Raw genomic sequence first — 23,888 nt, forward strand, 5'->3', positions numbered from 1 at the left:
CCGACGCCGGGTGGCCACCCGTCGTCGGTCTCGGACAGCGGTTCCGGAGGAACCATGACCACCACGCACCCGCAGCGCACCCCCGTCAAGGCCGTGCTCGCCAGCTGGCTCGGCACGGTCATCGAGTTCTACGACTTCTTCATCTACGGGCTGGCATCGTCACTGATCTTCGCCCGGCTCTTCTTCCCCGCCTTCGACCCGCTGGTCGGCACCCTCATCTCGCTCTCGACGTTCGGCGTCGGCTACGTCGCCCGCCCGCTCGGGGCGATCGTCTTCGGCCACTTCGGAGACCGGCTCGGCCGCAAGTCGATGCTGGTCGTGACGCTCACGATGATGGGCGCCTCGACCTTCGCGATCGGCCTGCTCCCCACCTACGCGACCGTCGGGGTGCTCGCGCCCGTCCTGCTGGTCACCCTGCGGATCGTGCAGGGCCTCTCGCTCGGCGGCGAGTACGGCGGGGCCGTGCTGATGACCGTCGAGCACACTCCGGAGCGGCGCCGCGGCCTCGTCGGCTCGTTGCTCAACACCGGCGCAGGCGTCGGGACGCTGACCTCGAACCTCGCGTTCCTCGCGGTGCTGCAGCTGCCCGAGGACGCGCTGCTGAGCTGGGGTTGGCGGATCCCGTTCCTGATCAGCGCGGTGCTGGTCGTCGTCGGCGTCGCCGCCCGCGTCACGCTCGCCGAGAGCCCGGCGTTCGTCGCCGTGCAGGACAGCGGCGAGGTGCGCCGCCTGCCGATCCTCGACGTGCTCCGCTCGGACTGGCAGCGGGTGATCCTGGTGGCGCTCGGCACGGTCGGCGCGGGTGTCGTCGTCACGATGACGACCGTCTTCTCGCTGGCCTACGGCCGGGAGGCGCTGGGGCTGACCAACAGCGCCATGCTCGCGGTGCTGCTCCCCGCGGTCGTGGCGACCCTCGTGTTCCCGCCGCTCTTCGGGCCGATCGCCGACCGCGTCGGGGTCCGCACGGTGTTCCTCGTCGGTGCGGCCGGCATGGTGGTCCTCCCCTTCGCGTGGTTCGCGCTGCTCGACACCCGCCAGTACGGGCTCATGCTGCTCGGCTTCGTGCTGCTGTTCCTGCCGTACTCGGCCAACTACGCCATGTTCCCGGCCTACTTCTCGCAGGTCTTCCCGCCCGCCCTGCGGTACAGCGGCATGTCACTCGGGTTCACGATCGGCACGATCGCCGGCAACGCCTTCGCGCCCGCGATCGCCACCTCGATCCTGGGCCGCACGGGTAGCTGGGTGGGCATCGCCTGGTACATGGCCGGGATGGCGGCCGTGTCGTTCATCGCCGCCGTCCTCATGCCCATCCGGGACACCGCGGGGCAACCCGCCCGGCCGACCACCGCGCTCGGCACGGCGACCGCGTGACCCACCGGCTCGAGGTCAACGGTGCGCCGTTCGACGTTCGGGCTTCCGGGCTCGAGCCGCTCTCGCGGGTGCTGCGCGAGCAGCTCGGGCTGACCGGCACGAAGGTCGCGTGCGGCCGAGGCGAGTGCGGTGCCTGCACCGTGCTCGTCGGCGGCCGCCCGCGGCTGTCGTGCACCGTACCCGCCGTGCTCGTCCGCGAGCCGGTGCGCACGGTCGAGGACCTCGCCGACGAGACGGCGCAGCTGCGCGCGGAGTTCGCCGACCGCGGCGCTTTCCAGTGCGGGTTCTGCACGCCCGGGCAGGTGGTGACCGCTTGGGCCGTGCTGCGGGACGAAGCCGGTCGGCCCCCCGACGGGCGGCGGGAGCGCGTCACACACGCCATGTCCGGCGTGCTCTGCCGGTGCACCGGGTACCAGGCGATCACCGCCGCGATCTGTCACGTGGCGGAGACGTCGGACGAGCCCACGAGCGCGCCATGAGGCACGTTGAGCGAGCTTGCGAGCTCACCATGAGGCGGGGCATCGGCGACCGCGTCCGGCCCATCGACTGGGACGCACGCAGCGCGGGGCGGGTGCCGTACACCGCGGACCTCGTGGCCTCGGCGACCGCGACCGGCCGACCCCCGCTGCACGGCGCCGTCCTGCGCTCCCCGCACCCCTTCGCCGAGATCCACGGCATCGACACCGCTGCCGCTCGCGAGCTCCCCGGGGTGCACGCCGTCCTCACCATGGCCGACTTCGCCCCCGGTATCCGCTACGTCCACCGCGGCGGGCCGCTGTCGGACCGGCCACCGCTCGCGGACGGGGTCGTCCGGCACGTCGGCCAGGAGGTCGCGGCCGTCGCGGCGGAGACACCGGAGATCGCGCGTGCCGCGCTGCGCGCGATCCGGGTGCACTACCGGCCCCGTCGGGCGCCGCTCACGGTTCAGGCCGCGCGCCGGCCGGGCGCCCGCCGGCTGCACGCGCGCAACACCCCGGAGCCGAACGTGTCGATGCTCCTCGAAGGGCGCTGGGGCGATCCGGGGGCAGCAGGCGCGACGGTGACCGTCACCGGCCGCTTCGCCTACCCGAGCGTCGCGCACGCGTGCATGGAGCCGAACACGACGCTGGCGTCCTGGGACGCCGAGCGCGAGGTCGTCGAGCTGTGGACCTCGACGCAGGCCCCGTGGTTCATCGCCAAGGAGGTCGCGCACCTCATGGGCCTGCGCCACGATCAGGTCGTGTGCCGGGAGGTCGCCGTCGGCGGCGGGTTCGGGTCGAAGTCGAAGGCGTCCGAGCACGAGGTGATCGCGGCGGCGCTCGCCCGCGCCGCAGGCCGACCGGTGCTGGTCGAGCTGGACCGGGCCGAGGAGTTCGGGGCGAACAAGCCGCGCCACCGGTTCGAGACCGTGTTGCGCACCTCGGCCGACGCCGACGGGGTGCTGCGGGAGTTCGACGCGGACGTCCTGGTGGACAACGGCTCCTACAACCACATGGGCACCTCCGTCCTGCGGGTCGGTCTGATCACCCTCGGCTCGATGTACCGGCCGGACGGGGTCCGGTTCACCGCGCGGCTCGTCGACACCGCCACGCAGCCGGGCGGGCAGTTCCGCGGCTACGGCACGCCGCAGGTCTCGCTCGCGATGGAGAGCCAGGTCGACGAGATCGCCGAGCGGCTCGGGATCGATCCCGTCGAGCTGCGCCTGCGCAACCTCCCGCCCGAGCACGCGACGACGCTCTGCGGGTACCGGGTCACCACCAACCGCCTCGGCGACTGCCTGGTCGCGGTCCGCGACGCGCTCGACTGGGATCGCGCGCGGGCGGAGCGGCGCGCCGACCGCGGCTGGGGCGTCGCCGCGGGCGCCCACGGGTCCGGGGCCTACGCGTACGAGATGGCGAACCGCAGCGACGCGGCGGTCGACCTCTTCGCCGACGGCCGGGTCCGCGTGCGCCACGGCAGCGCCGACGCCGGCACCGGGCAGAACACCATCCTCGCCCAGATCGCGGCGTTCGAGCTCGGCGTCGACCTCGCCGACGTCTCGGTGCTGTCGACCGACGGCGAGCGAACGCCGTTCGAGCTGGGCGCCTGGTCGTCGCGGGGCACGCACATGACCGGCTCGTCCGTCGGACAGGCTGCTCGGGAGCTCGCCGACCGGCTGCGCGGGCTCGCGGCGGCCAAGCTCGGCACCGACGACGTCCGGCTGCGCGGTGGCTCGGCCGTGGCACCCGACGGCACGTCGGTGGCGCTCGGCGACCTCGTCCCGTTGGCCGAGGACAGCCGGCCCGACCCGGACGGCGCGCTCGTGCTCCCGCACGAGACGTCGTACCGGCTCGAGGGCACCGAGATGCTCAGTCCCGAGAAGAGCACGGCGAACCTCTCCCCCACCTATGCCTTCGCCGCCCACGGCGCCGTCGTCGACGTCGACCGGCTGACCGGGCGGATCCGGGTGGTCGACTACGTCGCCGCGCACGACGTCGGCACCGCGATCAATCCGACGGCCGTCGAGGGCCAGATCGTCGGCGGCGCGGCGATGGGAATCGGGGCGGCGCTGGGCGAGGAGCTCGTCCGCGAGGGCGGGCGGGTGGTGAACGCCGGCTTCCTGCACTACGCGCTGCCGCGCAACGCCGACCTGCCCTCGATCCGGCCGATCGTCGTCCCGGGCCACGACGGGGCCGGCCCGTACGGGGCCAAGAGCGTCGGCGAGATGTCGATCATCCCGCCGGGCGCGGCGATCGCCAACGCGGTGCACGACGCGATCGGCGTGCGGCTGCGGGAGCTGCCGCTGACGCCCGACAAGGTGCTCGGCGCCCTGCGCAGGCACGAGGGATGGCCGGCGCGGCGGCACCGGATCTGGCGCCGCCCCGGCCGCTGGTGGATCGCGGCGATCCGCGCGGCCTACCCGCTGGGCCTGCACCGGCTGCTGCACGCGCTGGGCAGCCGGTTCGGTCCTGCGGCCCGCGCCCGCCGCCGCATCGCGGAGTCGCCCGACCCGGAGATCCACGTCGCGCAGACCCTGGCCGAGGCCACCGCGCTGCTGGCGACCCCGGGCGCCGCGCCGCTCGGCGGGGCGACCGACGCCCTCGTCGAACGCAGGGCCGAACCCCGTCCGGCGCCCGTACTCGTCTCCGTCGCGTTCGTGACCGAGATGCGGCGCATCACCCGCGACGGCTCCGGCCTGCGCATCGGCGCGGCCGTCCCGCTCGCCGACCTGGCCGCCCACCCGGACGTCCCGCCGGTCGTGGCCGAGGCGACCGCCACCATCGCGTCCCCGCAGGTGCGCAACGCCGCGACGGTGGGCGGGAACCTCGTGCAGGCCAAGCGCTGCTGGTTCTTCCGCAACGGCTTCGACTGCTACAAGCGGAACGGACCGTTGAGCCCCTGCTACGCCGTCACCGGCGACCACCGGTTCCAGCACGCCGTGGTCGACGGGCACCGCTGCCAGGCGGTGACCCCGTCGGACCTCTCGACCGTGTTCCTCGCGCTCGATGCCGCAGTGCAGATCGACTCTGGGGAGATCGACTCCGGGGAGATCGACTCCGGCGAGATCGACCGCGGCCGGACCGTGCCGATCTCCGCGTTCTACACCGGGCCCGGGGAGACCGTCCTGCGCCCCGGAGAGCTGGTCACCGCGGTCACGGTTCCCGCCGCCGCGCTCGAACGCGCCTCGGCCTTCACGAAGCTCGCGCTGTACACGGGCGACTTCGCCACCGCGTCCGCCGCGCTGTCGGTCGACCGGGCACCCTGCGGCACCTGGCGCGACGTCCGCCTCGTCCTCGGCGCGATCGCCCCCGTCCCGTGGCGGCTCACCGCCGTCGAGGACGCGCTTCGTGGCACCGAACCCGACGTGGCGAGCGTGCGCCGCCACGTCGACGCCGTCCTCGACGCGCACGCCCACCCGCTCGCGCACAACGCGTGGAAGCTCGATGCCGCCACCGGCCTGGTCGTGCGCGCCGTCGAGGCGCTCGCGGCCCAGCAACGGATGAAGGAGCAGCGATGACACGAACGCAGGACGGGATCGGCTCGGTCACGCTCGACGAGGTCCTCGCCGAGCTGGCCGAGCGCCGGGAGGAGTTCCGCGAGCAGCGCTACGTCTCCCCGGACTTCGTCGCGCGGCTCAAACAGCTCGGCATCTACCGCTCCGCGACGCCGCAGCGGTTCGGCGGGGAGACGATGCCACCGGCACGGTTCCTGGACCTGATCGAGCGGATCTCGGCCGTCGACGGCTCCACCGGCTGGGTCGCGAGCTTCGGCTCGCAGCTGGTCTACCTCGGCTCGCTGCCACTCGAAGCGCAGGCGAAGCTGTACGCCGACGGCCCCGACGTCGTCTTCGCAGGCGCGCTGTTCCCGGTCCACCACGCCACCCCCACCGACCGCGGGTTCCTCGTCAACGGCCGCTGGAAGTTCGCCAGCGGCTGCATGGCCGCCGACATCGTCTGCGTCGGCATCCAGGGGGACGACACGACCTCCGGGAAGCCGCGCGGAGCGCTCGTGCCCCCGGATCGTCTCGAGATCGTGCAGGACTGGGACGTCATCGGTATGCAGGGCACCGGCTCCTTCGACCTCGTCGCCGTGGACGTCGAGGTCGACCGGGAGTGGACGTTCATCCGGGGCGGGGAGCCGGTGATCGACGAGCCGCTCTACCGATATCCCGCGATCACCTACGCCGCGCAGGTGCTCTCCGTCGTCTCCGCCGGGGTCGCCAGGGCCGCGCTCGACTTCGCGGAGGAGGTCGGCAGCGGCCGGGCGAGCATCACCGGCGCCCCGAAGCTCGCCGACCGCGCCTACTACCGCGCCGGTATCGCCGAGGCCGAGGCCACGCTGCGGTCGGCGCGCGCCTACTTCTACGAGGTCACCGACGAGGCCTGGCAGGCGCTCGCCGACGGCGGCGAGGTGAGCGACGTGCAGAACGCCCACCTGCGACTCTCCGCTGCCCACCTCGCCCGGACGGCCGCACAGGTGGTCCACCAGGTCGTCTCGCTCTCCGGCACCGCCGCCATCCGACGGGACCACCCGTTGCCCGCCCTGCTGAACGACGCTCTCGTACCGCAGGAACACGCGTTCCTCGGCCCGGCGATCTACGACGCCGCGGGCGCCGTTCTCATGGGCCAGGCGCCCACCGTCCCGGCGTTCCGATGAGCGAGCTTGCGAGCGAATCATGTTGCAGCGCCCGCGCGAAGCGCCGGCCGAGCGTCAGCGAGGCCGAGCGGTGAGCAGCCACGTGCGGCACGGGTTCGCCGACACCCGGCACGGCCAGGTCCACTACGTCGAGCACGGCACCGGTGATCCGGTGGTGCTGCTGCACCAGACGCCGCGGTCGTGGGACGAGTACCGCGACGTCCTGCCGCTGCTCGGCGCGCACCACCGGGCGATCGCGATGGACACCCTCGGCTTCGGGGCGTCCGCCCGGCCGGCCGACCCGTGGACGATCGAGCTGTTCGCCGCCGGGGTCCTCGACCTGTGCGACGCGCTGGGCCTCGACCGCGTCGCCGTCGTGGGGCACCACACCGGCGGCGTGATCGCGGTCGAGGTCGCGGCCGCGGCGCCGGAGCGGGTGCACGGCCTGGTGCTCTCCGCGACCCCGTTCGTCGACGCAGCGCGCCGGCAGCGGGTCGCCACGTCCCGGCCGCCGATCGACCACGTGGTGCCCGCCGCGGACGGCTCGCACCTCGGGCAGCTGTGGGCCAACCGCGCCGGCTTCTACCCGCCCGACCGGCCCGACCTGCTCGACCGCCTCGTGCGCGACGCCCTCGCCGTGCTCGACCGGGTCGAGGAGGGCCACCGCGCGGTGAACCGCTACCGCATGGAGGAGCGCATCGGCCTCGTGCGGGCCCCGACGCTCGCGCTCTGCGGCGAGCTCGACACGTTCTCCCTGCCCGACCTCCCCCGGATCGCGGCGGCGATCCCCGGAACCCGCAGCGCGGTGCTGCCGGGCACCGGGGTGCCGGCCGTGGACCATCGGCCGGAGCAGTTCGCCGCCGTCGTCGGCGAGTTCCTCGCGTCGCTGCCCGCACAGGTCAGCTGATCGAGCCGTGATCGAAGCTTCGGCGCGCTTCTTCTACCCCTGGCTCAGCGCCGCCACCGACTTCATGATCCGCCGCCCGACCATGTTCAGCAGCCCCGCGAACTTCTGGACATCAGCGCGGTGCACCGGCGCCGTCACGGACAGGGCCCCGGTGATCACCCCCGTCGTGCCGATCAGCGGGATCGCCACGCTCACGAAGCCGGCCCGCGTCTGCTCGTTCTCCACGGCGTAGCCGAGCTCGCGGGCCCTGGCCAGCTCCTGCAGGAGGAGCCCGGGCACCGCGACCGTGTACGGGGTGAGCCGCCGCAGCGGGCTGGCCAGTACCTCGTCGACCAGCCGCCGCGGTCCGAAGGCGAGCAGCACCTTGCCGGTGGCCGTGCAGTGCAGCGGCATCCTGCCCGCGACGCGGGACGGCACCCGCCCGTGTCCGGAGACCTTCTCGAGGTAGAGCACCTCGAGCCCGTCGAGCACGGCGAGGTGGACGGTCTCGTTGGTGGCGTGGTGGAGGTCCTCCATGTACGGGCGGGCGGCGTCGCTCAGGATCCGCTGGCGCGGCACCCGCTGACCGATCTCGAACAGGCGCATGCCGAGCCAGTAGCTCGAACCGCGCCGTTCGAGCAGGCCCCACTGCAGGAGCTCCTGGGCGAGACGGTGGACCGACGCCTTCGCGAGCCCCGTCCGGCGGGCGATCTCGGTCAGGCTCAAGTGCTCGTCGTCCGGCCCGAACGCCTCGAGGATGCGCTGCACCTTCGCCAGGACGCTCTTCGCCGCGGCTTCGGGCTGGTCCGGGCGGGTTGCAGACATCGTCGTCATCGGACAAGGGTCGCTCAGCGGGCCGTTCCGGGGAACGGGCACGTTCCACCCAGCGGACCGCACCTCAGGGGAGCACGACCGCGCGCCCCGCCACCCGGCCCGCCCGCAGGTCCTCGACCGCCGCCGCCGCGTCGGCGAGGTCATAGGGCTGGACCGCGACCCCCAGCTCCCCGGCCGCCAGCCGGCGTACGAGCTCGTCGGACACCTCACGGGCCCGGCGCTCCTGCCGAATCATGTTGACAGGCAGCAGGGCGACGTCGTCGAGGAGCCACGAGGGCAGGTCGATCGTCACGCTGGTGCCGGTGACGTAGCCGATGACGACGGCCCGCCCGCCTCGGCGCACCCACCGGCTGCGCCCGACCAGGCCCTCCCCGCCCAACGTGTCGACGAGCAGCGTCGCGGTGCGCGACTCGGCGAGCCGCGCGACCGATTCGTCCGAAGAGCCGTCGACCGCCTCGATCCCGTCGGGGACCAGGTCCAACTGGTCACTGCGTCCGACCACGCCGATCACGGTCGCCCCGGCCGCGACGGCCTGCTGCGCCACCATCGCGCCGACCGCGCCTGCGGCGCCGACGACCACGACCTCCTCCCCCGGCTGCAGCCGCGCGACGTCGTGGAGGGCCACGTAGGCGGTGGTGGCAGGCACGAAGAAGGTCGCGGCGACCGCGGGGGGAAGCGGCTCGGCGAGCGGGGTCACCGCCTTCGCGGGCACACTCACCTGCTCGGTCCACGTCCCGTCGCGCAGCATCCCGAGGCCGCCACCACGCAGGATGACCTGCGTGCCCGGTTCCAGACCGCCGCCGGACTCCGCGACGACCCCGGCCCCCTCGACGCCGCCGATGTAGGGCAGCTGGGGCTTCATCCCGAAGTCGCCACCCGCGATGGTCAGGTCGAGGTGGGCGACGGCGGCGGCCTCGACCGTCACCAGTACCTCGCCGTCGGCGCGGGTCGGCGGAGGAACTTCGTCGAGGACCGGCGCAGCGCCCCACGCGTGGAGACGCGCGGCCCGCATCAGCGCGCGGCCGTTTCTACCCGCCCCGCCTCCTCCGTCGGCTTCCATCCCCCGGTGCGCAGGAACTCCAGGCTGATCGGGTTGTAGAGCTCCGCCTGCTCGTGCTGCGGCCAGTGCCCGCACCGCTCGAACAGCTCCAGCTGCGAGCCGGGGATGTTCTCGTGCATCGCCGACGCCTCCGGCACCTCGCCGAACGGGTTCTCCCGACCCCAGACGATCAGCGTCGGCTGGGTGATCCGGCCGAGCTCCTCCGGCGTGAGCAGGTTGCGCGTGCGGCGCTCCATGTCCTGCAGCGACAGCAGGTTGTCGACGTTGGCCACGAACTCCGGCGTGTGGTAGATCGCGTGCCGGACCTCGACCAGCTCCTCGGTCGCGTCCGCCGGGTCGGCCATCAGCAGCCGCAGCCGCTTGCGGGTCAGCTCGACGTCGTCGGTGGTGACGGCGTCGCGGGTGCTGGTCTTGATCCGCTCCATGACGGCCGGGTTGGCCACCGTTCCGCCGGCGCACAGCAGCTGCAGGCTCTGGACGCGCTCGGGGTGCGTGGTGGCGGTCCGGGCGCCGACCCAGCCGCCGAGCGACTCGCCGACGATGTGCGCCCGGGTGATCCCGACGGCGTCGAAGTAGTCGACCAGGTGCCGGACGTAGTCCGCGATCTCGTACGGACGGTCCGGCTTGCCGGTGTAGCCGTGGCCGAGCATGTCGATCGCGTGCACGTCGTACTCGGCGTGCGCCACGACGTTGCGGGTGAACGCCTCGAGGTGGCCGCTCGTGCCGTGCAGGAACACCACCGGCTCCGCATCGGGGTTGCCGGCGCGCAGGGTCCGGGTGGGGACGCCGGCCGCGTCGACGTACTCGACGCGGAAGGCGATCGGGCTCAGTTCGGTCCAGATGCTCACGGGAGTCCTTACTTCTGGTTGATGCGGTGGACCTGGGTGTTGCTCCGCGCGGCGAGTTTGCGGAGCGCGAGCACGGTGCCCGCCAGCGCCAGCAGGAGCAGCGGCTTGCGAACCTTCATCGAGCACCCACCTCTGCGAGCGAGCCGGATGGCACCTCTGTGGACGGAATCGAGTCCAGGAAGCCGGAGACCACCGAGTGGTACGCCTGCGGGCGCTCCTCCTGCAGGTGGTGCGAGGCGTGGTCCATCACGTACAGGTTCCCGCGCGGGACCATCCGGGCCAGCATGAGCGGGTAGTCGGGCGTCAGGAACGCGTCCTGCATGCCCCACATGAACAGGACCGGGGCGTCGATCCGTCCGAGCTCCGCTGTCAGGTCCTGCCACTCCCCCCGCGGCGAGTCGGACATCGCGGCCAGCGCGCGCTCACCGGGGTCGAGGCTCTGCTCGTAGCGCAGGTCCAGGGTCTCCTCGGGTAGCGCGTCGGCGTCGTACCACTCCAGGCGGGTGATCAGCGCGCGCATCTTCTCCCGGGTGGGGCCCTCGCCGCCGTAGTAGGCGTCGCGGGCGTTGCGGCCGCGGCGACCGCCCTCGGGCAGCGGGGCGAGCGGCCCGTGGAAGACCGGCATGCTCCCGGTGACGACCAACGAACGCGCGCGGTCCGGGTACTTCGCGGCCAGGTTGAGCGCGATCGTGCCGCCCCACGAGTTGCAGACGAAGTCCGCACGCTCCACGCCGAGGGTGTCGAGGAGCGCGACGGTCTTGGCGGCGTGGTGGTCCCACATCGGGCCCTCGATGCGCGACTTCTCGGACTTGCCGTACTGGTGGATGTCCACGAGCAGGCAGCGGCGGTCGGCCGCGAAGAGCGGGGCGACGGGGCCGAAGTCGCTCCACGCGGTGCAGCCCGGTCCGCCGCCGTGCAGGAACACGGTGTCGGGACCGCTGCCGAGATCGTGGTAGTGGTAGCGGACGCCGCCACCGTCCGCGTAGCGGCTCTCCGGTGCGGGCGCCATCAGGAGTCCTTCCGTGTCGTGGTGGTGGTGGCGATCGTGGTGCGGGCCAGCACTTCGCAGAGGCGCCTCATCGCCCGGACGTCCACGGTGTTCATCCCGCGGGAGAAGTCGACGGCCGGATCGACGTCGAGCTCCTCCGAGCTGACCTTCGGCATCCCGACCCGGGCGGTCGGGATGCCCCTGGCGCGCAGGATGTTCGCGTCGGTCGCGCCGCTGAGGTCCGGGACGGGCTCGTGCGGGCGCCCGGTGGTCCGTTCCCACGCCGTCACGGTCCGCCGCACGATCGGCGCGTCGGGCGAGGTGTGCGTCGCCGGGACGGCGAGCACCATCTCGACGCCGAGATCGACGTCCAGGTCCCGGCCCAGCTCCTCCACGAAGCCGCGGAGCTCGCGCTTGACCTGCAGCGGTGTCGTCCCGGGCGCGATGCGGATGTCCAGCCGCAGCCGGCAGAGCGCCGGGGTCACCGCGAGCATCCGCTCCCAGCCGCCCGCGATCGACCCGATCACACCCTGCGGAGCGGCCGTGGCCGTGCGGTGCCGGACCGGGTAGTCGGCCAGCCACCGCTCGAGCCGGATGACGACCTCGGCGGCCGTGACGATCGGGTTGCGGTAGGGCATCCGGTGCCGGCTGCCGACGTAGGTGTGGACGCCGGGGACGGTCACCTCGAACCAGGCCAGCCCGACCTCTTCGTGCGCCACGAGATCGCCGGGCTTCGCGATCACCGCGTGGTCGGTGTACCAGCCCCGCTCCAGCAGGAACGAGCAGCCCACGCCCTGGCCGGTGTTCGCCCGCTGCGGGTAGCCGGGGGCGTCGACGGCGTTGGTCGGCATCCCGCCGGCCCCGAACGCGACGACGACGTCGCCCGCGAGCTCCGGCCGGACCTCGCCGAGCGCCTCCGCGAGCACCAGGATGCAGGCCGCGTGCCCCTTCGGGTTGCCCGCGCCGAGCCCGGAGACGAACGGGCCCTCGTCGCGCGCGATGGACAGCATGTCGGGACGGAGGCGCTCCCCGATCCACGGCACGTCGATCGCCTCCTCACCCGTGGTGAGGGTGTCGATCGGCGCGTAGAGCATCAGGTCCTCGCCGCCACCGCTGCCGCGCAGCCTGCCCACGGCGTTGGCCTGGAACTGGTCGATGTGCTGGGCGGTCGCCCCGAACCCGGCCGCGGCGAGCCGGTCGGCCAGGAAGCGCGCCAGTGGCGCCTCACGGCCGGTCGGGCTCGGGATCCCGGTGACGGCGCGGGCCGCGGCGCGCAGCCGGTCCTCGGTGATCGCGGCGAGCAGCCGGTCGACGACGGCGTCCTCGGCGACGGCCGTACCGGTCGGCGCGATCACGGCTCGCGCTCCGCCGCGGGTTCGATCAACCCGACGCCCATGCCGGTCAGCCACTCCGGCATCGCCGCGTACGCCAGGCGGCGCCCGGGCGCGAACCCCATGGCCGCGGCCATGGTCAGCCAGGTCCGCAGCTCCTGGCCGCCGTTGCCGGCGAGCCCCTCGATGTCGTCGGAGGAGTAGGTCGCGTAGCGCTCCAGCTTTCCCGCCTCGAGATCGGCCAGGAAAGCCTCGTCGAAGTCCTCGAAGATCGTCGGCCGAGCCGCGGTGATGATCTCCCGGCGCCGCTTGTCGTAGCGCTCCCACTCACCGCGGCCGTTCAGCCAGGCCTCGACGAGGAACTCCTCGTCCGTGTTCTGCGGGTCCCGCCAGTCGGCGGGCCACGGCAGCTGGTGCGACAGCCCGCCCGACGCGATCACGACCACCCGGAGGTCCTCCGGGATCGCCTCGACGGCCTCGGCGAGGTTGCGGCCCAGCTGCACGCACCGGTCGAGCCGGGGCAGCGGGGCGGCGAACACGTTGATCACCAGCGGGACGACGGGAACGTCTGACGCTGGATCGCCCAGGAGGTACTGGATCGCGTGGGTCTGCCCGTGGTCGATCTGCAGCCGGGCCGAGATCGCCACCTCGGTGCCGCGCTCGACCAGCTCACCGGCGATCGCCTGTGCGAAGCCGGGATCGCTGCGTTGCGGACCCTTCGGGGTGCCCGCCTCACCCGCCCCGATCACCTCGCCGACGCCGAGCGTGAACGCCGGGATCATGTCCAGCCAGAACCCGCGGAAGTGGTTGGAGCCGATGATGACCGCCACGTCCGGCCGGGCGCGAGCCACCGCGTCGCGGGCTTCGGCCAGCGCGTCCCGGAACCGCTCCGCGCGGTCGGTGTGCACGACCTGGTCCCAGTGCGTGTTCATCAGGGTGGAGTGGGAGGCACCCGCTCCGAGCACGATGCGCGCCATGTGTCCTCAGCTCTCGACGGGCGGGCCGACGGGCTCGAACCCGTCGGTCTTGAGCCGTTCGATCCGTTCCTCGGTGACGTCCTCGGCGAGCTTGCGCCATTTGAGCAGCGACTCGTCCGGCCGGTACAGCCGCTCCGGCGGGGCGTCGGTCACCTCGACCATCCACTTGTCCTGCGCGGAGAACTGCCCGTGGAACAGCCACCGGACGAATCCGAGGTACTTCAGGTAGAAGGGCAGGGTCCGCCACCCCTGGCGGAAATCCGCCATCACACCCACGTACAGGTGGTTCTCGGCGTCCACCGGAACGTAGAACTCGTAGTGGATGAACGTCGGGTACGCGATCCGCAGAACCCCCGGCATGCTCACCGACGCGAACCCCGGGAACTCCTGGGCGGCGATCACGGGGTTGACATCGCGGTGGCTGCCGGTGTTGCCGATGTTGCTGGTCTGCTTCGGCGGCTTGAGCTTGAACCAGGCCTGGTTGTCCCACTTGCCGAGACCGGGGAACTCCGCGGTCCAGTACTGCTTGTCCTGCACGCGGTAGATCCAGCGCCCGCGCTGCACGATGCGGGTCTCGTTCCACACCGGCATGGCCTTGAACAGCCGCCAGAGCGACGTGCGGTGCAGGTACTTGGCGTGTCCCTCGTCGTAGCCGTTCTCGCACGCGAACCGCCAGTTCCCGATGCGGGGCTGGATCCGGGAGCCGACCACCGCGGCGTTGCCGACCAGCTCCTCGGGCAGCTGCTGGTCGATCGGCGGCGCGTCCTCGCCGTCGCCGACGAAGACCCACACCATGCCGAGTCGTTCCTCGACCTCGTAGGTGGGCTGGGTGACCTTCCCGCAGATCGGGCTCTCGGGGCCGTCGGTGATGACCGCCTTCAGCTCGCCCGTCGCGAGGTCGAACGTCCAGCCGTGGTACGGGCACGAGATCGTGCCGGGGAACTGCTGGTTGCCCTCGCTCAACGGCACCCCGCGATGCGGGCACCGGTCCTTCAACGCATACGCCGTGCCCCTGTTCTTGACACCGTCGCGGATCAGCACGATCTTCTCACCGAGCAGCGTGATCTGCTTCGGCTTCCCGGTGAGCTGTGACGAGTAGCAGACCGGGTACCAGTAACCGCGGAAACCGGCGGCCGCGGCCTGGTAATGGGGCCAGCTCGACCAGTCCTGGCGTCCGGGGAGCTTGCCGGCGCGCCGCGGCCGGCGGCGTGGGGCGCCGGCTGCCAACGCGTCGGTCGCTCCGCCATTCGCATTCATGAAGCCAGTCCAACACCGGCCGGCGGACCCTCCAAGGTCGCGGTTCCGCTGACCGAACCGCGCCCGGGAATCCGGTCCCGGTTTCGCTGAGCGGTCCGGCGGGCGGGACACACCCTGCGGGCGCTCCTACCGTCCGGAACGCCCCCGGCGCCGGGGAGCTCGTCTTCTTCCCTTCCCACCATCCACCGGAGGTCGGCCGTGCCCGCGAGCATGAACACGGACATCCTGATCGTCGGCGCCGGCCCCACCGGTCTCTACGGCGCCTACTGCGCAGGGTTCCGCGGCCTGCGCACCGTGGTCGTCGACGCCCTGCCACAGGCGGGCGGGCAGATCGCCGCGCTCTACCCGGAGAAGGAGATCCGGGACATCGCGGGCATCCCCGGGTCGCGCGGCCGGGACGTCGTCGCCGCGCTGAAGGAGCAGGCCGACGCGTTCGGTCCGCAGTACCTGCTGGGCAGCCAGGCCACCGCACTCGTGCACTCCCCGGACGGTCGCCCACAGGTGTCGCTGGCGGACGGCACCGTCGTCGATGCGGGCGCGGTCGTCCTGACCGCAGGAATCGGCACCTTCACGCCGCGCCCGCTCCCCGCGGGCGAGGGGTTCCTCGGGCGTGGCCTCTCCTACTTCGTGCCGGACCCGTCCGCCCACGACGACCAGGACGTGCTCGTGGTGGGCGGCGGCGACAGTGCCGTCGACTGGGCGCTCGCCCTGCACCCGATCGCCCGCTCGGTCACCCTCGTGCACCGCCGCGGTGGCTTCCGCGCCCACGGGCCGTTCACGAGTGCGGCGCCACCGTCATCACCGACGCCGAGGTCGAGGCCCTGCTCGGTGACGAGCTGCTTCGCGAGGCGCACATCCGCGTGCGCGGCGAGGCCGAGCACCGCGTCCTGAAGGTCGACAGCGTGGTGGCGGCGCTGGGCTTCGTCAGCAACCTCGGACCGCTGGCCGAGTGGGGCCTGGAGCTGAACCGCCGCTCCATCGTCGTCGACACCCGGATGCGGACGACGGTGGACCGGGTCTTCGCCGCGGGCGACGTCACCGACTACCCGGGCAAGGTCCGGCTGATGTCCGTCGGGTTCGGCGAGGTCGCGACCGCCGTCAACAACGCCGCAGTGGAGCTGGACCCGGAGCTGACGCTCTTCCCCGGCCACTCCACGGAGAGGAGCTAGCACCATGGCCTACGTCATCGGCGCCAACTGCGTCGACGTCACCGACCGCGCCTGCCTCGACGTCTGCCCCGTCGACTGCATCTACGTCGGCGAGCGCAAGAGCTACATCAACGCCAACGAGTGCATCGACTGCGGAGCCTGCGAACCGGAGTGCCCGGTCGACGCGATCTTCGTCGACCGCGCCGGACGCAAGGACGAGGAGAAGGCGGTCTTCATCGCCGACTCGATCGACTTCTTCGCCACGCCGCTGCCGGGGCGGGACGCGCCGCTCGGCGATCCGGGTGGAGCGGCGTCCGTCGGCGACCTGGGCGTCGACACGCCGCTGGTCACCGCACTCTGATCCGTCGCGATGCGCTCTACACCTGGTGGCATGCTGGTCTGATGCGGGAGCTGCTGTGCCCCGTACTTGTCGGCCGCGACCAGGAGTGGCAGGAGCTACGACCCGCCCTCGATCGCCTGGCCGACGGACTCGGCGCGACACGGGTGGTCGCGGGCGAGGCCGGGGTCGGGAAGTCGCGGCTGTTGCGGGAGGTTGCCGAGGAGGCCGGTCGCCGGGGAGCGCGCGTGCTGACCGGCCGGGCTGTCGAGCGCGACAGCCCGCTCCCGTTCCGGCCCGTCGCGGAGGCGTTGTTCTCGCACCTTCGCAGGTCCGGGCCGCCACGGGTTCGGGAGCTCGCACCGTTCCTGCCCATCCTCGGCCGACTCGTCCCGGAATGGCGTCTCCCCGGCGAGTCAGCCGGGGAGGAGTCGCTCGTGGTGCTGGGCGAAGCGGTGCTCAGGCTGCTCGCCGCTCTGGGCCGAGATGGTGGCTGCGTGCTCGTGCTCGAGGATCTCCACTGGGCGGACGCCGAGACCGTCGAGGTCGTCGAGTACCTCGCCGACAACATCGCGGGCGAGCCGGTCCTCTGCGTGGTCTCGCTCCGCAGCGATGAACCCAGTAGGGCTCGGTCGCGCGTCCACGACCTCGCTTCCCGGCGATCGGCGACGGTGGTGGAGCTCCGGAGCCTCACCGACGACGAGGTCGTGTCGGTGGCTGCGGGCTGCCTGCATGCTCCGGTCGTCCCCCGCGGGGTTGCCGAGGTGGTGGTGGCGCGGGCCGATGGGCTGCCGTTCCTCGTCGAGGAGCTGTTGGCGGCGATGGTCCAGGCCCACGAGTTGTACGAGACGGCCGACGGCTGGGTCCTCGACCGCTCACCAGGGCTTGCCATCCCTGCCACGTTCGCCGAGACCGTGCAGCGACGTGTGGGAGCATCGCCGGACCTTCGGGGCCTCCTCGTGGCGGCGGCGCTGCTCGGCCGGAGCTTCGACTGGCGCCTGCTGGGGGCCATCAGCGGCCGGGACGAAGCCGCGGTGGTCGATCACCTCCACCGGGCTGTCGACGCCCAGCTGCTGTCCGTGGAGGCCGCCGATCCCGGGCACCGCTTCCGGTTCCGGCATGCGCTGACCCGCGACGCCATCCTCGCGGAGCTCCTTCCGCCGGAGCGGGCAACCCTCGCCGCGCGCGGTCTCCGTGCTGTCGAGGCCGCTCATCCGGGCCTGCCAGGGGAGTGGTGCGAGCTGGCGGCCGAGCTAGCGGAACAGGCCGACGAGCCGTCGCGGGCGGCCGGGTTGCACCTCGAGTCCGGGCGGCGGGCGTTCGGGCGCGGCGCGCTGGCCAGCGCCGAGGCGAACCTGGAGCGGGCCCGGCGGCTGGTCGGTGACAACCGGCAGCTGGCCGTCGAGATCGACGAGGCGCTCTGCGAGGTGCTCGTCAAGGCCGGCAACGCCGAGCGGGTGGACGAGGTCGGCCGGCGCCTGCTTCCCCGGCTGGCGGCGCTGGCTGCCTCGCCGGCGCGCCGGGCCCAGGTGCACCTGTGGCTGGCCCGCACGGCCATCGTGTCGGCTGATTGGGCACGTGCTCTCGATCGGCTCCACGACGCCCGGGAGCTCGCGGCGAGTGGCGGCGTCGGGGTCGGCGAGTTCGAGGTCCTGGCCGCTCAGGTGGCGCTCGGCGAGGGTCGCCTCGACGACGCCGTGGCCCTCGCCGAGAGGGCGTTGACCACGGCCGGGTCCGGCCGGCGCTACGAGCTGGCCTGCGAGGCCCTTGCGGTCCTCGGCCAACGGGAACGCCTGCGTGATCTCGCCTCAGCTGCGCGGGCCTTCGCGGCTGTCTTGGCCCTGGCCGAGCAGCACGGCCTTGTCCTGTGGCGCGTGCGGGCCCTCCACGAGCTGGGCACCATCGACCTGCTCGGCGGCGGCCCGCTCGATCGGCTCGCCCAGGCTCGCAAGGCGGCGCTCGACGTGGGCGCACTGGCCACCGCGGCCACGCTCAGCCTCCAGATGGCCGCGTGGTTCACCAACCACGCCGAACCGGAAGGGGTCCTCGACGCCGGCCGGTCCTGCGCCGCGGAGGCGCGCCGGCTGCGGCTCCCCCTCGTCGAGGGACTGGGGTTCGTCCTGCAGGCGGTGGCTCACGCCCTGCGGGATCAGTGGGCCGAGATGGAGGCGGCCATCGACGAAGCCGTCGTCGTCTCGGGCGGCCACCCCGAGGTCCGAGGGGTGGCCCTGCTCATGGCCCGGGCGCTGCTGTGGATCATCCGCGACGACCGCGCCCGGGCGCTGGCCGAGCTGGACGCCGGCATGGAGCTATTGCGGGGCACGCCGGTCACGGCGCCGTGCCGGGGCTTGTGGGCCCTCGTCCACGCCCTGGATGCCGGCGACGGGGAGGCGGCGGTGGCCGAGGTCGAGGCGTCGGGACTGACGACGTACTGGCTGATCCGAGGATGGGTGGGACATGCCCGGGCCGTGACCCTCGGCCGGCGAGGGCAGGCAGCCGAGGCCGAGGAGGCCTTCGTCCGAGCTGACGCCGACCTCGCCCCGTGCGACTGGTACCGCCACCACGCCCGCCGATTGGTGGCCGAGGCGGCCATCGCCGACGGCTGGGGAGACCCGACGCGATGGCTGGCCGATGCGCTGGCCTTCTTCGATCCGTCCGGGCCGCCCGCGGTGGCCTCGGCGTGCCGATCGCTGCTCCGCCAGGCCGGTGCGCCAGTGCCGCGGCGCCGCCGGCCGGCCCCGGACCTGCCGGCGACGATGGCGACCGTGGGGGTGACCCCGAGGGAGGCGGAGGTGCTGGCATTCCTCGCCGAGGGCCGCTCCACCAGAGAAATCGCGGCTCGCCTCTATCTCTCTCCGAAGACCGTCGAGCGCCACATCGCCAACCTGGCCGCAAAGGTGGGCGTCGGGGGCCGATCCGAGTTGGTCGCCTACGCGGCCCGCCACCATGTGGGGACGGGATGACCTAAATATGGGGGTCTGCCCGATGCCGGGGCGCGGGCACCACTCCGATCATGGCTTACAGCGCCAAGCACCACGGGGTTTGAGATCTCGTCCGCCATCCAGGACGACCGGCCTACGACGACCGACGCGAGGCGCCGGTAGTGCCGTACGAGGAGGGAACGGACATGGACCCTGTCTACCGGGCCACCGACGACGTCTACGTCCTGCCGACGACCCTGCCGCTCCCGGGCGTGGGTGAGCTCGTCGTCAACGCGTACCTCATCTTGGCCGCCCAACCGGTCCTCGTGGACACCGGTCTCGCCATCGACGCCGAGGAGTTCGAGCACGCGGTGCGGTCGATCATCGACCCGGCCGAGATTCGATGGATCTGGTTGACGCATGACGACGCCGACCACACGGGCAACCTCGAGCGGGTCATGTCGCTGGCGCCGGCGGCACGACTGGCAACGCATGGTCTCGGTGCCCTGCGCATGGCCACCTGGTGGCCGGTGCCGTTGGACCGGGTGACCGCGCTCCGACCCGGCGACCGGATCGATGTGGGTGACAGGCACCTTCGTGCTCTGCGGCCACCGCTGTACGACAATCCCATGTCGACCGGCCTGCTCGACGACAGAACCGGTGCGCTGTTCACGGTCGACGCCTTCGGCGCGATCTTGCCGGCCGTCCCGCAGGACTGCGCAGACGTGCCCGAGGCGGATCTCGTCGGCGGAATGGCCGGCTGGGCGGCATTCGATTCGCCGTGGACCCACCTCGTCGATCAGGAGCGCTTCCAGGTGGCGGTCGAGGATGTTGCGCGGCTCCGACCCACAACCGTTTTCAGCTCCCACCTGCCGGCCGCATCGGGCCGGTCGATCGACCAGTTCGTGAAGGTCATCGGGTCGGTTCCCGCCGGCGCGCCGTTCGACCCGCCCAACCAGGCAGCGTTCGACGCGATCGTCGCCGGGGTCGGCCCAGCCGCATGAGAAGTCCCGACGGTACGAGTCCCGAGGAGGATCGACATGACGACCGCCGAAGCGAGGCCGACCAATGATTCAGCAGTGCAACCGGCACTCGCCGCGATTCACCACGTCGGCATCACGGTCACCGACCTGGAGACGAGCGCCGTCTGGTACGAGCGAGTATTCGGCTTCCGACGCCAGTTCCAGGTGCGGCACTTCGGAAGCGACGCGGGCGGCTACACGATCGTGCTCGGCCCGCCCGACTCGTCGTTCACCCTCGGCCTCGATCACCATCCCGCGAATCCCGGAGACGGGTTCGACGCGACCCGGACGGGGCTCGACCACCTGTCCTTCGCGGTCGCATCGGTGGACGCACTGCATGCGTGGGTGGCACATCTGCACAGCCAGGACGTCCCCAACTCCGGCGTGTACGACATGGACGGATTTCCGGTGTCGCTGGTGACATTCTGCGACCCGGACGGCGTGCAGCTCGAACTCATCGCAAGCCACGGCTGTTGACCAGCGGCTGCGCCGGTATGACCCGCGGATCCTGGAACGACCGGCCAAGGATCCACCCCGCCCCGCCACCACCGGCGAGACCGGAGTCGCCACCGGATGACGAACCACCACCGTTCTAGCCGCCGGCGACGCGCGGGCTCCTCAGCGACCGATGAAACGGGCCTCGCGTCTGTCGAGGAAAGCCTGCAGGCCCTCCGCCGCATCGGCGGTGCGGGTGAGCGCCTGCACGCCCTTCTCCTCGCGGAGCAGCGCGTCCTCGATCGGGAGCCCCCAACCCTCGTCGACGACCCGCTTGAGCACGCCGATCGCGCCCGTCGGCTTGGCGGCGAGGCGGTGCGCCTCGGCGGCGAGCACGGAGTCGAACTCGGCGGCGTCGACCACCCGGTCGACGAGGCCGAGGTCGAGGGCCTGCTGGGGTGCGAGCCGCTCCCCCTCGATCATCAGGCGCTTCGCCAGGTGAGGCCCGACGAGCCGGGGAAGACGCTGGCTGCCGCCCGCACCGGGGAAGAGGCCCAGGGCGATCTCCGGGAAGCCGAAGCTCGCGGCGTTCGACAGGATCCGCAGGTCGCAGGCCAGCGACAGTTCTGCGCCCCCGCCCAGCGCGTGCCCGTTCATCCCGGCGATCACCGGCTTGGGCGCGAGCTCGATCGCCCGCTGCACCTCGATCCACCGGCGCATCGCGGCCTGGTTCTCCTCGGACAGGTCGCGCATGACGGCGATGTCCGCGCCGGCCACGAAGAACCGGCCGGTCCCGGTGATCACGATGCAGCGCACCTCCGGGTCGGCGGCCAGCGGTGGCAGCACGACGAGGAACTCCTCGATCATCGCGGGATCCACGGCGTTGGCCGGCGGCCGGTCGATCCGGACCGTGGCCACGCTCCCGTCACGGGCAACCCGAAGTACGGTCATCGCTTCCTCACTCGGTCACGCCGGCGGCGGCGAGCGCGGCCAGCTCGGTCTCGTCGAGCCCCAACAGGTCGGTCAGCACGGCTGTGGTGTCCTGGCCGAGCAGCGGCGCGGGAGAGGTGAGCGCACCGGGCGTCGCGCCCAGCCGCGCGACGATCCCCTCGTGCCGCACCGGGCCGGCGATCGGGTGCTCGAGCACCGGGTAGAAGCCGCGGGCCGCGAGGTGCTCGTCCCGGTCCACCAGGTCCTGGCCGGTGGCGACCAGCGCGGCCGGCACGCCTGCGGCTTGCAGGGCAGCGGCCGCCTCGACGGGGTCGCGCTGCGCCGTCCACCCGGCGAGCGCGGCGTCGATCGCGTCCTCGGCCGCGCGGCGGGCGGCCAGGTCCGCGGCGGCGGGGACACCGAGTCCGCCGGTGACGCCGACGAGCGCGCGCCACTGGGCGTCGTCCAGGACGGCGACCGCGACCCACCGGTCCTCGCCCGCGGCCGGGTAGACCCCGTGCGGCACCGCCCGCACCGAGCGGTTCGGCTGCTCCGGCGTGCGGTGGTCCTCCCCCGCGGGCGGGAAGGCCGCCTCGGCGACGGCAGGCCCGATCGATGCCGCCATGGCCTCCAGCTGCGAGAGGTCGACGTGCCCGCCGCGCTGGTCGGCGAGCAGGGTCAGTGTCGCGAGGACGGCGGCGTTCCCCGCGACCATGTCGCCGAGCCCGAACGTGAGGCCCTGCGGCGGCCCGCCCGGGTCGCGCGTCTCGCTGGACAGCCCGGACATCGCCGCGAGCGTGTCCGCGAAGGTCACGGCATGCCGCCACGGCCCGGTCTGCCCGACGCCCGCCATCGACACGAGGACGACGTCCGGATTGAGCTCCCGCAGGGACGCGTAGTCCATCCCCCACTTCGCCAGCACGCCCGGGCTGAAGTTCTCGACCACCACGTCGCAGTGCGGCACGAGCTCGCGCAGCAGCCGCACGCCCTCGGCCGTCCGCAGGTTCAGCGCGACGCTCCGCTTGCCGCGGTTGAAGTTGAGGAAGTACGCGCTGTCGTCCGGGCCCGCGCCCTCCCGCAGCCGCATCGACGGCGAGAACCGCGTCGGGTCCTGCCGGTGCCTCGACTCGATCTTGACGATCTCCGCACCGTGCTCCGCCAGCTGCTTGGTCACGTACGGGCCGGCCAGCACCCAGGTCAGGTCCAGCACGCGGACGCCGTCGAGGGCGCGGGCACCGGAGGGCCGCGGTCGTCGCCCACGCGGCTCGGTGTGCGTCCAGGCCCGACGGGCGGGCGTCTCGTGCAGCGCGTGCAAGCGCACCGGACGCGGCACGCGTGGCGCCTCCCACGGGAACCCGGCGTCCTCGACGACACCGGGCAGATCGTCACCCACCACCGAGACGAAGAACTCCCGGTCGCGCAGCTGCGGGTTCTCCGTGAGCTGCGCCGGTGGAACGACCTCGGCCCACGGCAAGGCGCGCGCCCGGCCCTCCTCGGCGACGGCCCGCGCGCCGCGCTTGCCGACGAACCGGGCGACGACCTCGTCGACGTACGGGCGGCCCTGCCAGCGCACGACCGGATCGCTCCACTTCCCGTCGACCAGGTCGGCGGCCTCGCCCTCCTCGACCATCCAGGCCAGGAGGTCGGTCCACATCCGGTTGCTGCCGGAGTAGCCGCCGGCCACGAACCCGTCCGACGCGGCGAAGATCCGGTGCGCGACGTGCTCGAAGACCCCGCCGTTGCGGACCGGGAACCGGCCGGCGTGGATCCAGGCGATCGCGCCCGTCTCGAGCGTGGCGGCCACGGCCTCCTGGCCCGAGATGTCGATGAGTTGGCCCGCTCCGGTCCGGTCGCGGGCGAGCACGCCGAGCAGCGCGGCGATGGCCGCATGCGCGCCGGCGACCTGGACGGCCTGCTCGCGCGGCGGCGGCTTCGGCGGGCCGTCGGCGCGCCCGCCGAGCCACGTCATCCCGCCGGCGGAGGCGAGGACGAGGTCGTCGGCCAGCCGGTCGCGGTGCGGTCCGGTCAGCCCGAACGGGGTGACGACGACGTGCACCGCGTGGGGCCAGCGCGACGTGCCGTCCGCGCGCACGCCCCGCAGCGCGGCCACCGGGCCGCTCTCCAGCACGACGTCGGCCCCTGCCGCGAGCTCGTCGAGCACGCGCTCGCCCGTCAGCCGCACCCAGCGCTTGCCTGCGTGCCAGTGGATGCGGGCCGCGGCGTCGAGGTCCTCACCCGGGTCGACCCGCACGACATCGGCGCCCATGCCGACCAGCAGGCGCGCCCCCTGGAAGGCGAGTCCGTCGGTGAGGTCGAGAACCCGCGGTGGCGGCGTGGTGTGTTCGGGCATGTTCCGACGCTAGGTCCCGGATCGGCGGCGCCCGAAGTCTTCGGTCCGCTGAGCAGACCGCGAACTGTTCCCTGAGATCAACGGATACCGGCACCGGCA

The 23,888-nt window shown here is 72.9% G+C and carries 18 protein-coding genes and 1 pseudogene; 10 read left to right on the forward strand and 9 right to left on the reverse strand.

Annotated features, from left to right (window positions below; translation table 11 throughout):
- The first annotated feature begins 54 nt into the window (after positions 1-54).
- The 5 genes from FHX44_RS04785 to FHX44_RS04805 all read left to right on the forward strand — a co-directional run bounded on the left by FHX44_RS04785 (position 55) and on the right by FHX44_RS04805 (position 7,372).
- Complete coding sequence (locus tag FHX44_RS04785) at positions 55-1,371, forward strand: MFS transporter (RefSeq protein ID WP_147254348.1); 1,317 nt, start codon at positions 55-57, stop codon at positions 1,369-1,371.
- Positions 1,368-1,850, forward strand: a complete 483-nt coding sequence (locus tag FHX44_RS04790) for a (2Fe-2S)-binding protein (RefSeq protein WP_147254349.1) — start codon at positions 1,368-1,370, stop codon at positions 1,848-1,850. The genes FHX44_RS04785 and FHX44_RS04790 overlap by 4 nt, the downstream gene beginning before the upstream one ends.
- A gap of 29 nt (positions 1,851-1,879) precedes the next feature.
- Positions 1,880-5,347: a molybdopterin cofactor-binding domain-containing protein gene (locus FHX44_RS04795; protein ID WP_170308774.1), complete on the forward strand. Its 3,468-nt coding sequence runs from the start codon at positions 1,880-1,882 to the stop codon at positions 5,345-5,347.
- A complete protein-coding gene (locus FHX44_RS04800) occupies positions 5,344-6,486 on the forward strand; it encodes an acyl-CoA dehydrogenase family protein (protein WP_212612330.1) in 1,143 nt (380 codons plus the stop codon). Before FHX44_RS04795 ends, FHX44_RS04800 begins: the two co-directional genes overlap by 4 nt.
- A 70-nt stretch (positions 6,487-6,556) precedes the next feature.
- Positions 6,557-7,372, forward strand: coding sequence for an alpha/beta fold hydrolase (locus FHX44_RS04805; protein ID WP_212612331.1), 816 nt, complete (start codon positions 6,557-6,559; stop codon positions 7,370-7,372).
- Between the two features lie 33 nt (positions 7,373-7,405).
- Here FHX44_RS04805 and FHX44_RS04810 read toward each other — a convergent pair whose 3' ends face one another.
- From FHX44_RS04810 to FHX44_RS04840, 7 genes are all read right to left on the reverse strand, one after another.
- The gene (locus FHX44_RS04810) at positions 7,406-8,185 is read right to left on the reverse strand and encodes an IclR family transcriptional regulator (RefSeq protein ID WP_170308775.1); all 780 of its coding nucleotides are present in this window, start codon (positions 8,183-8,185) and stop codon (positions 7,406-7,408) included.
- A 64-nt stretch (positions 8,186-8,249) separates the two neighbouring features.
- On the reverse strand, positions 8,250-9,245 hold the full coding sequence (locus tag FHX44_RS04815; RefSeq protein ID WP_212612332.1) for a quinone oxidoreductase family protein: 996 nt from the start codon (positions 9,243-9,245) through the stop codon (positions 8,250-8,252).
- Positions 9,197-10,093 (reverse strand): alpha/beta fold hydrolase, encoded by an 897-nt coding sequence (locus FHX44_RS04820; RefSeq protein ID WP_147254353.1) that lies wholly within the window; start codon positions 10,091-10,093, stop codon positions 9,197-9,199. The genes FHX44_RS04815 and FHX44_RS04820 overlap by 49 nt, the downstream gene beginning before the upstream one ends.
- Positions 10,094-10,208: 115 nt before the next feature.
- Positions 10,209-11,102 carry an alpha/beta fold hydrolase gene (locus FHX44_RS04825; RefSeq protein ID WP_147254354.1) on the reverse strand — a complete coding sequence of 298 codons (894 nt, stop codon included), beginning with the start codon at positions 11,100-11,102 and terminating at the stop codon, positions 10,209-10,211.
- Positions 11,102-12,436, reverse strand: a complete 1,335-nt coding sequence (locus FHX44_RS04830) for a M20 family metallopeptidase (protein WP_147254355.1) — start codon at positions 12,434-12,436, stop codon at positions 11,102-11,104. Before FHX44_RS04830 ends, FHX44_RS04825 begins: the two co-directional genes overlap by 1 nt.
- Complete coding sequence (locus FHX44_RS04835) at positions 12,433-13,389, reverse strand: DODA-type extradiol aromatic ring-opening family dioxygenase (RefSeq protein ID WP_147254356.1); 957 nt, start codon at positions 13,387-13,389, stop codon at positions 12,433-12,435. The genes FHX44_RS04830 and FHX44_RS04835 overlap by 4 nt, the downstream gene beginning before the upstream one ends.
- A gap of 6 nt (positions 13,390-13,395) precedes the next feature.
- Positions 13,396-14,646, reverse strand: coding sequence for a Rieske 2Fe-2S domain-containing protein (locus FHX44_RS04840; protein WP_147254357.1), 1,251 nt, complete (start codon positions 14,644-14,646; stop codon positions 13,396-13,398).
- Between the two features lie 210 nt (positions 14,647-14,856).
- Between FHX44_RS04840 and FHX44_RS04845 the strand changes: the two are divergent.
- The 5 genes and pseudogenes from FHX44_RS04845 to FHX44_RS04865 all read left to right on the forward strand — a co-directional run bounded on the left by FHX44_RS04845 (position 14,857) and on the right by FHX44_RS04865 (position 20,551).
- Positions 14,857-15,815: pseudogene (locus tag FHX44_RS04845) on the forward strand (NAD(P)/FAD-dependent oxidoreductase).
- Between the two features lie 4 nt (positions 15,816-15,819).
- Positions 15,820-16,155, forward strand: a complete 336-nt coding sequence (fdxA, locus tag FHX44_RS04850; protein WP_147254358.1) for a ferredoxin — start codon at positions 15,820-15,822, stop codon at positions 16,153-16,155.
- A 41-nt stretch (positions 16,156-16,196) separates the two neighbouring features.
- On the forward strand, positions 16,197-19,094 hold the full coding sequence (locus FHX44_RS04855; protein ID WP_147254359.1) for a helix-turn-helix transcriptional regulator: 2,898 nt from the start codon (positions 16,197-16,199) through the stop codon (positions 19,092-19,094).
- Positions 19,095-19,324: 230 nt separating this feature from the next.
- The gene (locus FHX44_RS04860; RefSeq protein WP_170308776.1) at positions 19,325-20,056 is read left to right on the forward strand and encodes an MBL fold metallo-hydrolase; all 732 of its coding nucleotides are present in this window, start codon (positions 19,325-19,327) and stop codon (positions 20,054-20,056) included.
- A gap of 36 nt (positions 20,057-20,092) precedes the next feature.
- Positions 20,093-20,551, forward strand: coding sequence for a VOC family protein (locus tag FHX44_RS04865; RefSeq protein WP_142097444.1), 459 nt, complete (start codon positions 20,093-20,095; stop codon positions 20,549-20,551).
- A 141-nt stretch (positions 20,552-20,692) separates the two neighbouring features.
- Here FHX44_RS04865 and FHX44_RS04870 read toward each other — a convergent pair whose 3' ends face one another.
- Together FHX44_RS04870 and FHX44_RS04875 are read right to left on the reverse strand one after the other, a co-directional pair.
- Positions 20,693-21,460 (reverse strand): enoyl-CoA hydratase/isomerase family protein, encoded by a 768-nt coding sequence (locus FHX44_RS04870; RefSeq protein ID WP_147254361.1) that lies wholly within the window; start codon positions 21,458-21,460, stop codon positions 20,693-20,695.
- Positions 21,461-21,467: 7 nt separating this feature from the next.
- On the reverse strand, positions 21,468-23,789 hold the full coding sequence (locus FHX44_RS04875; protein WP_147254362.1) for a CaiB/BaiF CoA-transferase family protein: 2,322 nt from the start codon (positions 23,787-23,789) through the stop codon (positions 21,468-21,470).
- Positions 23,790-23,888: the final 99 nt, after the last annotated feature.

Origin of the sequence: Pseudonocardia hierapolitana, from assembly GCF_007994075.1 — a bacterium.
In the GTDB taxonomy this organism is placed as follows: Bacteria; Actinomycetota; Actinomycetes; order Mycobacteriales; family Pseudonocardiaceae; genus Pseudonocardia; species Pseudonocardia hierapolitana.